Origin of the sequence: Enterobacter sp. CP102, assembly GCF_025152625.1 — a bacterium.
Lineage (GTDB): Bacteria > Pseudomonadota > Gammaproteobacteria > Enterobacterales > Enterobacteriaceae > Enterobacter > Enterobacter soli.
In genome coordinates, this window is the sequence record NZ_CP104014.1 from 4,095,470 (window position 1) to 4,107,452 (window position 11,983).

10 protein-coding genes are annotated in these 11,983 nt (G+C 58.1%); 3 read left to right on the plus strand and 7 right to left on the minus strand.

Annotated features, from left to right (window positions below; genetic code table 11):
* Nucleotides 1-4 precede the first annotated feature (4 nt).
* Nucleotides 5-1,525 carry a PAS domain-containing methyl-accepting chemotaxis protein gene (locus tag N1249_RS19290; protein WP_259832125.1) on the minus strand — a complete coding sequence of 507 codons (1,521 nt, stop codon included), beginning with the start codon at nt 1,523-1,525 and terminating at the stop codon, nt 5-7.
* Nucleotides 1,526-1,960: 435 nt separating this feature from the next.
* Here N1249_RS19290 and ygjG point away from each other — a divergent pair, with 435 nt between their 5' ends.
* Nucleotides 1,961-3,340, plus strand: coding sequence for a putrescine aminotransferase (ygjG, locus tag N1249_RS19295; protein WP_041162132.1), 1,380 nt, complete (start codon nt 1,961-1,963; stop codon nt 3,338-3,340).
* 38 nt (nt 3,341-3,378) lie between these two features.
* On the opposite strand, the gene lsrG is transcribed toward ygjG, so the two are convergent.
* Genes lsrG through lsrA form a run of 6 tightly spaced genes read right to left on the minus strand, consistent with a single transcriptional unit; the run spans nt 3,379 to nt 9,064 of the window.
* Nucleotides 3,379-3,672 carry a (4S)-4-hydroxy-5-phosphonooxypentane-2,3-dione isomerase gene (gene lsrG, locus N1249_RS19300; RefSeq protein ID WP_259832127.1) on the minus strand — a complete coding sequence of 98 codons (294 nt, stop codon included), beginning with the start codon at nt 3,670-3,672 and terminating at the stop codon, nt 3,379-3,381.
* Complete coding sequence (gene lsrF / locus N1249_RS19305; RefSeq protein WP_182062540.1) at nt 3,669-4,556, minus strand: 3-hydroxy-5-phosphonooxypentane-2,4-dione thiolase; 888 nt, start codon at nt 4,554-4,556, stop codon at nt 3,669-3,671. The genes lsrG and lsrF overlap by 4 nt, the downstream gene beginning before the upstream one ends.
* An 11-nt stretch (nt 4,557-4,567) precedes the next feature.
* Entirely contained in the window at nt 4,568-5,569 is a 1,002-nt protein-coding gene (gene lsrB, locus N1249_RS19310; protein ID WP_259832129.1) for an autoinducer 2 ABC transporter substrate-binding protein LsrB, read from the minus strand.
* 1 nt (nt 5,570) lies between these two features.
* Nucleotides 5,571-6,548, minus strand: a complete 978-nt coding sequence (gene lsrD / locus N1249_RS19315) for an autoinducer 2 ABC transporter permease LsrD (RefSeq protein WP_259832131.1) — start codon at nt 6,546-6,548, stop codon at nt 5,571-5,573.
* Nucleotides 6,549-7,580, minus strand: a complete 1,032-nt coding sequence (lsrC, locus tag N1249_RS19320; protein ID WP_259832133.1) for an autoinducer 2 ABC transporter permease LsrC — start codon at nt 7,578-7,580, stop codon at nt 6,549-6,551. It abuts the gene before it with no gap.
* Entirely contained in the window at nt 7,577-9,064 is a 1,488-nt protein-coding gene (lsrA, locus tag N1249_RS19325) for an autoinducer 2 ABC transporter ATP-binding protein LsrA (RefSeq protein ID WP_259838223.1), read from the minus strand. Before lsrA ends, lsrC begins: the two co-directional genes overlap by 4 nt.
* Nucleotides 9,065-9,279: 215 nt before the next feature.
* On the opposite strand from lsrA, the gene lsrR reads away from it, so the two are divergent.
* Both lsrR and lsrK read left to right on the plus strand, forming a co-directional pair.
* Nucleotides 9,280-10,251, plus strand: coding sequence for a transcriptional regulator LsrR (lsrR, locus tag N1249_RS19330; protein ID WP_014071831.1), 972 nt, complete (start codon nt 9,280-9,282; stop codon nt 10,249-10,251).
* 37 nt (nt 10,252-10,288) lie between these two features.
* Entirely contained in the window at nt 10,289-11,869 is a 1,581-nt protein-coding gene (gene lsrK / locus N1249_RS19335) for an autoinducer-2 kinase (protein WP_259832140.1), read from the plus strand.
* The last annotated feature ends 114 nt before the right edge of the window (nt 11,870-11,983 follow it).

An 11,983-nucleotide genomic window follows, 5' to 3' on the forward strand; every position in this document is an offset into this window, starting at 1 on the left:
TGACTCAATGCAGCACTGTGACCGCGTCTTCCAGGCGTCCGGCACGGTGTTTAACCATGGCGGAAATCTGTGCGCTCTCTTCTACCAGGTCGGCATTTTTCTGGGTGATGCTGTCCAGCTCAGCGACTGCGCGGGTCAGCTCCGACAACCCGGTCGCCTGCTCAGAGGTCGAATGGCTAATCTGCGCGATAAGCTGAGTCACGTTCTTCACCTGCTCCACGATGTCGTCCATCGTGCGGCCTGCGGCGTGGACCTGGTCAGAGCCCGACTGCACCTTACTGGCGCTGGCATCAATAAGCTTACGAATATCGTTGGCCGCATTGGCGCTTCGGCTGGCCAGGTGGCGAACTTCACCTGCCACTACCGCAAAGCCTTTCCCCTGCTCGCCCGCTCTTGCCGCCTCTACCGCCGCGTTCAGCGCCAGGATGTTCGTCTGGAACGCAATGTCGTTGATAAGCGAGGTAATCGAGCCGATCCGCTGAGTACTGTCGGCAATATCGTCCATGGTTTTCACCACGGTCTGCATCGCATTTCCACCTTCAGTTGCCGCGCTGCTGGCGGCCATGGAAAGCTTATCCACTTCGGCGGCCGTTTCAGAATTGCTTTGTACCGAGGCCGCCATCTGGTTCATTGTCGCCACGGTCTGCTGCACGTTGGTGACGGTCTGGCGCGTGCGGTCGTTAAGATCCTCATTACCCTGTGCCAGCCTGTCGCTGCCATTACGCACGCTGACCACCTGGCTTGAAACGTCATTAATCAGCCAGCGGCACATCAGCCCCAGTTGCCCCACCGCCCGTAAGGTCAGCCCCAGCTCATCGCTGCGGTTGAGGTGCTGCACGGTGTTGCGATCGCCGGTGGCGACCTTCAGCGCCTGGCGCGCCACGTTTTCTACCGGGCGGACAATTTGCTGCTCAAACAGCAGGGTCCCCAGCAGCATGACAACAGCCGCCGCCACGAACGATGCCCAGCCCGCGGACGTGGCCCAAAGCGTTGCCGCCATCACCGCAAACAGCACCGCCATCACGCTGCGCACCCGCCAGCGCAGCGGCATTGCCGGCAGTTTGCCGAGCCAGCTTTTGCGTACCACCAGCCCTTTGTGGATACGTTTGTTACAGCGCCCGTCATTCAGCGCCTGATATAAAGGCTCCACGGTGGCAATCTCTTCAGCCGTCGCTTTGGTACGAATCGACATATACCCTGTGACCTGGCCGTGGCGCACCATCGGCACCGCGTTTGCGCGCACCCAATAGTGGTCGCCATTTTTACGGCGGTTTTTGACAATCCCGCTCCACGGCTCACCCTTTTGTAGCGTGTACCACATATCGGCAAAGGCCGCTTTTGGCATGTCCGGGTGGCGCACCAGATTATGCGGCTGTCCCAGCAGTTCATTGAGTGAGTACCCACTCACCTGCACAAAGGTGTCGTTGGTGTGGGTCATGTAGCTGTGCAGGTCGGTAGTCGACATTAAGGTGGTGTCATCGTCCAGAGGATATTCGTTCTGGGTGACATAGGATGGAGAGGACATTATGAGCATCCCTTGCAGGTTATTTGAATGTTAATTTTGTGGCTTAATCTTTTTTCGGCGGTAAACAGTTTATCTTTAGTTGTTAAATTTGACTGGGATCGCAAATCCAGGTTAAACCGCACTTTCTGTGCGTTTTTCTAATTAATTGATTTAAAATACTTTCGCTAAGAAATTACTCACGAAGCATGATCTGTTAACGCCCACTAAAGAAGCACGCCCTGCACCACTCAGGTGCAATTGACGAAACCGGCCGCTAAAACATCTCCTCTTTCTCTGTCGCTTAATCCCGTCCCGCTTATTTCGGCATGATTAAATATTGCGCAACATAAATTTAACCTGGTGTTTATCCCGATTTTCGTTAAGTCAGCTGAAGTGGCGTAATCCCTGCAATACTTAAACCAGTATCATGTGATACGCGATCCCCGGGAGCACATTTTGAACAGGTTACCTTCCAGCGCCTCGGCTCTTGCCTGTACCGCGCACGCACTGAATCTCATTGAGAAGCGAACGCTTGATCATGAGGAGATGAAACAACTTAACCGAGAGGTCATCGATTACTTTAAAGAGCATGTAAATCCTGGGTTTTTGGAGTATCGCAAATCTGTTACCGCCGGCGGGGATTACGGAGCCGTAGAGTGGCAAGCGGGAAGTCTGAACACGCTTGTCGACACCCAGGGACAGGAATTTATAGATTGCCTGGGTGGTTTTGGCATTTTCAACGTGGGGCACCGTAATCCAGTTGTGGTTTCCGCCGTACAGAATCAACTCGCGAAACAACCTCTTCATAGCCAGGAGCTGCTCGACCCACTTCGCGCCATGCTGGCGAAAACGCTGGCGGCCTTAACGCCGGGCAAACTGAAATACAGCTTCTTTAGTAATAGCGGCACGGAATCGGTCGAAGCGGCGCTGAAACTCGCCAAAGCGTACCAGTCGCCGCGCGGGAAATTCACCTTTATAGCCACCAGTGGCGCATTCCACGGTAAGTCATTAGGCTCGCTGTCTGCGACCGCGAAATCCACCTTCCGCAAGCCGTTTATGCCGCTGCTGCCTGGCTTCCGCCATGTGCCGTTTGGCGACATTAGCGCCATGCGCACCATGCTCAGCGAGTGCCGTAAAACCGGCGACGATGTGGCGGCGGTGATCCTGGAGCCGATACAGGGTGAAGGCGGCGTGATCCTGCCACCGCCGGGCTATCTGCCTGCCGTGCGTCAGCTGTGTGATGAGTTTGGCGCGCTGCTTATCCTTGACGAAGTGCAGACCGGCATGGGGCGCACCGGCAAGATGTTTGCCTGCGAGCATGAAAACGTGCAGCCAGATATCCTGTGTCTTGCAAAAGCGCTCGGCGGCGGTGTGATGCCGATTGGTGCGACGGTCGCGACCGAAGAGGTGTTCTCGGTGTTGTTTGACAACCCGTTCCTGCACACCACTACCTTCGGCGGTAACCCGCTATCCTGCGCGGCGGCACTGGCCACCATCAACGTGCTGCTGGAGCAAAACCTGCCTGCGCAGGCGGAGCAGAAAGGCGACATGCTGCTGGATGGTTTCCGCCAACTGGGGCGTGAATATCCTGACCTGGTGCAGGAAGCACGCGGCAAAGGGATGCTGATGGCCATTGAGTTTGTCGATAACGAAATCGGCTACAGCTTCGCAAGCGAGATGTTCCGCCAGCGGGTACTGGTGGCCGGTACGCTCAACAACTCAAAAACCATCCGTGTTGAACCGCCGCTGACGCTCACCATTGAGCAGTGTGAGCTGGTACTGAAAGCGGCGCGTAAAGCGCTGGCCGCGATGCGTGTCAGTGTGGAAGAGGCATAAACAACGCCCGGTGGCGCTAGCGCCACCGGGCAAATCCGCTACGCCGGTAACAACCCGACAAAACTGCGTTTCTTCCGCGGCTCTGACATCAATTCTTCGAGTTTTTCCACGCAGGCCAGGTAGTGAGGCGTTTTTTTATGCGCCAGCACCGCCTCTTCGTCCTTATAGGCCTCGTAAATAAAGAACCGGGTTTTCACGCGCGGATCCTGCAACACGTCAAAACGCAGGTTCCCTGGCTCCTGAATCGCCCCTTCGTGGTTGGCGCGAAACACCTCCAGAAATTCGTCCACCCGCTCGGGTTTGATGTTGATCTCCACTAACGTCACGTTCATTTTGCTTCTCCCTGTTTCTCTTCCTGCCAGAACTGGAACGCTTCCCGCGCGTTCATGTTCTCGTGAACCACTTTCTTCACCGCTTTCAGCATGGCCAGCGGTGCGCTGGACTGGAAGATATTGCGCCCCATGTCCACGCCAGATGCGCCCTGGTCGATCGCCCGCCAGCACATTTCCAGCGCCTCGTGCTCTGGTAGCTTTTTACCCCCGGCGATAACAATCGGCACCGGGCAGCTGGCGGTCACTTTTTCAAAACCTTCATCCACATAATAGGTTTTGACGAACTGCGCCCCCATTTCGGCGGCGATACGACTGGCAAGCGAGAAATACCGCGCGTCACGCGCCATCTCTTTGCCGACTCCCGTCACCGCCAGCGTTGGCACGCCGTAACGCGCACCGGCATCCACCAGCCTGATGATGTTGTTGATCGACTGATGCTCAAACTCACTGCCAATATAGACCTGCGCCGCCACCGCGCAGACATTCAGGCGCAGGGCGTCTTCCATCGCTACCGCCACGCACTCGTTGGAGAGCTCGCCCAGAATCGAGTTACCGCCAGATGCCCGCAGCACCACCGGCTTGTTAGTAGCAGCAGGCACCTGACTGCGCAGAATGCCCCGCGTACACATCAGCACATCGGTTTCGCCAAACAGCGGCGCAATAGAGAGATCAATACGTTCAAGGCCGGTGGTCGGCCCCTGGAAATAGCCGTGGTCAAAGGCCAGCATCACCGTGCGGTTGCTTTTCGGGTTAAAGATCCGCGCCAGCCTGGACTGCATTCCCCAGTCCAGCGAGCCGCAACCCTTCAGGGTGAATGGCACGTTCTGCTGCGGTGTGCCGATGCCAAAATCCTTGCCGTCTTTGATGTCGTCTAAATCAGCCATGTGCTCCCCCGTCAGAAATCGTATTTGTTGATGTTCTCTTTGGTGAATACCACGCGCTCTGGCAGCAGCACGATACCGTTGCCTTTCGCCTCATACTGATAGCCCTGCACGCTGTTCGGCTCGACCTTCAGCGCCCCGATGTCTTTTACATCCACGCTGTCGCCAACGTTAAGGTCGCCCTTTTTCAACAAATGATCGGCGACATTGACCGCAATTTTGCCCTGCTGAACCACATCCCACAGACCGAAGGCTTTCACCGTGCCGCGCTCCACGTACGGACGCATCACGTTCGGGGTGCTGAACCCGACAATCGCCACCCCTTCACGTTTGAGGTTTTCCGCCGCCTGTGCCGCCGCCGGCAGCGCGTTGGCGTCCGGAGCGATGATCGCATCCAGATCCGGGTAGGCTTTTAAGATCCCTTCTGCGGTTTGCAGGGATTTGGTGGCATCGTTATAGCCAAACTGGGTGGTCACGATTTGCCACTGAGGGTGCTCTTTCCCGATTTTGGCTTTGGCCTCTTTCACCCACTGGTTCTGGTCGGTGACGGTCGGGCTTGAGTAGAAGAACGCCACTTTGGCATTGGGTTTGGTCACCTGCTTGCCAGCCATATCAACCAGTAGGCCGCCGAGCTGTTCCGGGGTTCCCTGGTTGATATAAATGCTGCGGCACTCGGGTTTGGTGTCGGAGTCCCAGGTCAGGACCTTCACGCCGCGCTGCATTGCGCGCTTGAGCGCCGGGCAAAGCCCGTCTGGCGAGACGGCGGAGACGATAATGGCGTTATAGCCCTGGTTGACGAAGTTATTGATAAGCTGCACCTGGCCGGAGACGCTTGGCTCGGTTGGGCCATCATAGGTGACGTCTGCACCGAGGTCTTTGCCCGCCTCTTTTGCACCGTTACCGCCGCTGGTAAAGAAGCCAACGCCCACCAGCTTAGGAATAAAGGCAATGCGGTCTGCCGCCTGTGCAGACGCCACGCTAAGTGCTATCGCCAGGACTATCAGTTTTGTTTTCATCTTACGCTCCGGGTAGTTTTGTGAAGAGAGATCGCACCCATTCACGGTGCAGACTCAACGAACGTCCCATCACCACCACAACCAACAGCGCCCCTGACAGCGCGCTCGACACCTGGTTGGGGATGCCGACCATCTGTAAACCCTGTTGCAGATACCCCACCAGCAGCGCCGCCAGTGCTGTACCCAAAACCGAACCTGATCCCCCGTAGATATTGGCCCCGCCGAGCACAGCGGCAGTGAGAGCAGGCATTAATAAATCACGCCCCAAATCGGAGCGCGCCGAGCCAAAGTAAGAAACCATCACCAGGGCGGCAATTGCCGAGGCCACGCCCACCAGGCCATACAGCGCATAAGGCATCCCGTTGACCGACAGCGCCGCATAACGCGCCGCACGCGGGTTTTGCCCAATCAGAAACAGGTGACGGCCAAAGCGCCCCCGGTGGGTGATAAGCCAGAAAAAGACCGTAATCAGCGCGAACAGCACCAGCGGAACCGGTAGCCCTAACAGCGTGAGGTTGGCGAAGGCGGTAAAGCTGTCCGGGAAACCGCCAATCCCTTCATAACCCGTTGCCCCCGCCATACCGGAAAGCAGCAGTGCCCCGCCGCCGTAGAGGTACAGCGTGCCAAGGGTGATCACCAGTGGGCTGATGCCGGTGTAGTGAATGAGTGCGGCGTTAACCAGGCCGCACAGCAGACCCAGCAGCAGGGTCAGCGGAATCGCCACAAACATTGGCCAGCCGGCCTGCATCATGACGCCCAGCGCAATGGCGCACAGGCCAATGGTCGAGCCGAGCGAAATATCGATACCGCCGCTGATAATCACCAGCGTCAGCGGCAGGGCCACAATGCCGATGCAGATAAAATCGCTGGTGCTGAACAGCAACATATTGAGATCCAGCATCCGTGGGTTGATGGCGCCGAAAAGCAGGATTTCGAGCACCAGCAAGATCAGCAGCGCGCTTTCCCAGTTAAGCTTCATCTACGCCACCTCTTTTTTGCGTTTTGGGAACGGGGTGACGTGCTTTCCCCCCCGGTTACCTGGCTGGAAGCGGCTGTATTTCAGCGCCCGCTGATGACGCGCAAGGGCCTGACGCAGACGCCCGTCGAGCACCAGTACTCCCAGCAGCACCAGTCCGGCGATAAAGTCATTCCACCAGGCCGGAAGCTTAAACAGCACCAGCACGGTATCGATTTGGGTCAGGAAGAAGGCGCCGAGAAACGCGCCCACCAGCGTGCCGGTGCCGCCCAGCAGCGAAATCCCACCAAGCACACAGGCCGCGATGGCTTTCATCTCCAGCCCGCTGCCAGTCTGGTTCGGTACAAAGCCAATCTGCGAGGCAAAAACGATCCCCGCGCAGGCCGCCAGTACACCGTTCAGCGTGAAGGCAATCATCCTGGTGCGGTTCACCGCCACGCCAAGCTGGCGCGCAGCGGCAAGGTTATCGCCCACGGCGTAGAAATCCCGGCCAAACAGGGTGCGCGAGAAGATCCACGCCCCCATGCCTGCCAGAATTAGCACGCCAAACCCTATCGGTGAGATCCCGATAACCACCGGCTCTGAGAGTGATTTCAGGCCCGACGGCAACCCTTCTATCCACTTGCCACCCGTCCAGAGCAGCATCCCGCCGCGATACAACCCCAGCGTACCAAGGGTGGCGACAATCGCCGGGATGCGTAGCCCGACCACCAGAAAACCGTTAAAAGCCCCTGCCAGGGCGCCAATGGTCAGCGCAAACAGCATCGCCACCGGCAGGCTGTAACCGCTGTTGAGCGCGACTCCCACGGCAATGGCGCACAGACCCACCGTTGATCCCACAGAGACATCAATATTGCGGGTCAGCATCACCATCGCCGCGCCCAGCGCCAGCAGGATCAGAATTTGCGAGCTGGCGAAGATCATTCCCAGGGTCTGGAAACTGAAATAGGCCGGGTTAAGGGCCACCAGCACGGCAAACAGCGCCAGGATCGCCAGCAGCGCGCTAAGCTCGCGGTTTCTCAGTAACATCTTCATGATTGTCCTCCGAAGGCCAGCGACATCATTTTGTCGAGGCTGACGGCATGGCGTGGCAGCTCCCCGCTGAGCATCCCCTGATGCATCACCAGCACGCGGTCAGCCAGGCCTGGGAATTCGTCGAGATCGCTTGAAATCATCAGCACCGCGACATTTTGCGCCGCCACGCTTTTAATCAGCTGATAGATGTCAGCTCGCGCTGAGACATCCACGCCGCGCGTGGGTTCATCCACAATCAGCAGCAGCGGGTTAGCCTCCAGACAGCGCGCCAGCAGGACCTTTTGCTGATTGCCACCGGAGAGCGTTCGCACCGTCTGATCTGCATTGTTGAGTTTGATCCCCAGCGCCCGGTGATAACGCTCCACCACCGCCGCCTCGCGCTTGCGCTGCTGCCAGATGGACGGCTCATTCAGGGCGACCGTGTTCCAGCGAACTGGCGCATCCAGGAACAACCCGGAAACCTGCCGGTCTTCCGGCAGATACACCAGCCCCTTATCCAGCCGCGAAAATACCGAATCGCTGCTGATATCCTGGTTTTCCAGCCAGACGCGCCCCGCACGTACCGGGCGCAGGCCATAGAGGGTTTCGGCGAACTCGGTGCGCCCGGAGCCTACCAGCCCGGCCAGGCCGACAATTTCGCCGGCGTAAATCTCAAGACTGAGGTCGATAAACCCTTCCCCGGTCAGCGTTTCAACCCGCAGCACCGGAAAATCCTGTGCCTGGGTGCGCCGGTTGCCCGGCAGCGCCAGCCACAGCTTTTGGGTGTCGCTTAATTCTTTATCGCGGCTGACCGGCGTCATCGCGCCAATGAGAGCGTTATCGTCGTAGTGTGCCGTTTCACCACTGAGCACAATGGCGCCGTCGCGCATCACTGAAACATGGCTCGCCAGCTGGCGGATCTCCGGCAATTTATGCGAGATAAACACAATGCCAACCCCCTGCTCCTGCAACGCCCGGATCTGGCGAAACAGACGATCGGTTTCCCCTGGCGTTAAAGACGCCGTTGGCTCATCCAGGATCAGGATCGTTGCATTGCGCATTAAGCCGCGCAGGATCTCCACCATCTGTTGATCCGCCACTTCCAGCGTGCTGGCGGTGGCATCCAGGTTGATCTGGCACTGGAGCTGCCGGAGTTTATCCGCCAGCTTTTTATCCAGACCGTTTTCACGGGGCAGACGGAAAAGGATGTTTTCCCGCACCGTCAGATTCGGAAACAGCATCGGCTCCTGCGGGACAAGGTAGATCCCGAGCTTGTGCGCCTGCCCGGGTTTCAAACGCGCAAATGACTGCCCGGCGACTGAAAGTTCACCGCTGTCCGGTGTCTCGACCCCGGCGATGATTTTCATCAGCGTCGATTTTCCAGCGCCGTTCCCCCCCATCAGCGCATGAACCTGGCCCGCAAGTAGCGTGAAATCAATGCCTTTTAGCACCGGCACGCCAGAAAACTGTTTGCAGATATCACGTGCTTCGATAAGTGGGGTCATCATCGCTCCGCTATTGAACAAATGATTTTTAGAATTAATAATGTTCAAAAGCGTAGACGGTGAACTATATTTACAACCGTGCAGGGATCACAGTTTTATCGATTAAGATCCAGATAAACCAGAAACAATCTAAAAGATCCGTTTTGCCGCGTGGCTCACACTTTCCACCCGCGCCATCACGAACATATGATCTAAATTTTTATAAGAGTTCAAATATGGGCGATAAACGCATTGCTGAAGAAGGCCGGTTTGCAGGGCTTGCACTGGCGGAAGAAGAACTGGTGGCACGCGTCGCCTGGTGCTATTACCACGACGGCCTGACCCAGAACGATATTGGCGAGCGACTTGGCCTGCCCCGTCTGAAGATTTCGCGCCTGCTGGAAAAGGGGCGTCAGTCCGGGGTGATTCGCGTCCAGATAAATTCCCGCTATGAAGGATGTCTGGCGCTGGAAACCGAGCTACAGAGGCGCTTTGGCCTGAAGCTGGTGCGGGTCTTGCCTGCCCTGAATACCCCGCCGATGAACGTGCGGTTAGGCATTGGCGCGGCGCAGTCGTTGATGGGCGTACTGGAGCCCGGGCAGCTGCTGGCGGTGGGATTTGGTGAAACCACCATGAGCAGCCTGCAACACTTAAGCGGCTTTATTAGCTCGCAGCAGATCCGCCTGGTCACGCTTTCGGGCGGCGTGGGGCCTTATATGACCGGCATCGGTCAGCTGGATGCGGCCTGTAGCGTCAGCATGATCCCGGCGCCGCTTCGCGTTTCATCCGCCGAAGTGGCCGGGATATTAAAACGCGAAACCAGCGTGCGGGATGTGATCCTCGCCGCTACTGCAGCCGATGTTGCCGTGGTGGGAATTGGAGCGGTGAACCAGCGCCGCGATGCCACTATTTTACGTTCCGGCTATATCAGTGAAGGCGAACAACTGATGTATGCCCGCAAGGGTGCCGTGGGCGATATCCTGGGTTACTTCCTCAATGCCGAAGGGGAATGCGTAGACGAACTGGAGATCCACCGTGAATTACTGGGTGTAACGCTCGATGAGCTGGCGCAGTTACCCACCATCGTTGGCGTGGCCGGAGGTGAAGAGAAAGCCGATGCGATTTATGCCGCACTCAAAGGTCGCCGTATCAATGGCCTGGTGACGGAAGAGACGACAGCCCGCGCGGTGCTGGCTCTGGCGAACTGAGAGCCTGCCTTTCCCGCGCTAACAACGAGGCAAACTCATGAGTTACCTTTTAGCGTTAGATGCAGGGACAGGCAGCGTTCGCGCCGTTATTTTCGATTTGCAGGGCAACCAGATTGCCGTCGGCCAGGCCGAGTGGAAACACCTGAGCGTGGAGAACGTGCCGGGGTCGATGGAGTTTGACCTCGACACCAACTGGCGGCTGGCCTGCCAGTGCATCCATCAGGCTCTGGATCGCGCGCGCCTGAGCGCCGCCGATATCCAGTCGGTCGCCTGCTGCTCGATGCGTGAAGGCATTGTATTGTATGACCGCAACGGCGAGGCCATCTGGGCTTGCGCCAACGTCGACGCCCGCGCCAGCCGCGAGGTGGCCGAACTCAAAGAGATCCACGACTACCGTTTTGAATCCGAAGTGTACGGTGTTTCCGGGCAGACGCTGGCGCTCAGCGCCATGCCGCGCCTGCTGTGGCTGGCCCACCATCGTCCGGATATTTACCGTAAGGCCGCTACCATCACCATGATCAGCGACTGGCTGGCGGCGAAGCTCTCCGGCGAGCTGGCGGTCGATCCGTCCAATGCGGGCACCACCGGGATGCTCGATCTCTTCAGCCGCGACTGGCGTCCGACGCTGCTGGATATGGCCGGGTTGCGCGCCGATATCCTCTCCCCGGTGAAAGAGACAGGCACGCTGCTGGGTGCGGTAACCGGGGCGGCGGCTCAGCAGAGCGGCCTGCGCGAAGGCACGCCGGTGGTGATGGGCGGTGGCGATGTGCAGCTTGGGTGCCTGGGTTTGGGCGTGGTGCGCGCCGGGCAAACGGCGGTGCTGGGCGGTACCTTCTGGCAGCAGGTGGTGAATTTACCGCAGGTGCGTACCGATCCCGATATGAATATCCGGGTTAATCCCCACGTGATCCCTGGCATGGCGCAGGCGGAATCCATCAGTTTTTTCACCGGATTAACCATGCGCTGGTTTCGCGATGCCTTCTGCGCAGAGGAAAAACTGATTGCCGGGCGAATGGGCATGGATACGTATTCCCTGCTGGAAGAGATGGCGGCACGCGTTCCGGCAGGTTCGCACGGCGTGATGCCGATTTTCTCCGACGCGATGCATTTTAAGCAGTGGTACCACGCTGCGCCGTCGTTTATTAACCTCTCCATCGATCCGGAAAAGTGCAACAAAGCCACGCTGTTCCGTGCGCTGGAAGAGAACGCCGCGATTGTCTCGGCCTGCAATCTGGCGCAGATTTCGCATTTTTCCGGCGTGACGTTTGAAAGCCTGGTCTTTGCCGGCGGTGGCGCGAAAGGTGCTTTGTGGAGCCAGATCTTAAGCGATGTGACCGGGTTGCCGGTGCGTGTGCCTGAAGTCAAAGAAGCCACGGCGCTGGGCTGTGCAATCGCCGCCGGAACAGGTGCGGGCCTGTTTGCGGATATGGCATCCACCGGGGAACGGCTGGTGAAATGGAGCCGGGAATTTACGCCAAATCCGGAACACCGCGAGCTGTACGACGGCATGATGCAAAAATGGCAGGCAGTCTACGCCGACCAGCTTGGGCTGGTGGACAGCGGGCTGACCACGTCGATGTGGCAGGCGCCGGGGCTTGTGCGGGCGGTGGCTCCGTAAAAAAACCAGCCGGATGGCGCTGCGCTTATCCGGCCTACGAGCCTGTAGCCCCGGTCAGCGCAGCGCCACCGGGGACCTTTCTTTGAATCCCATCACAATCATTCGATCCCGCTT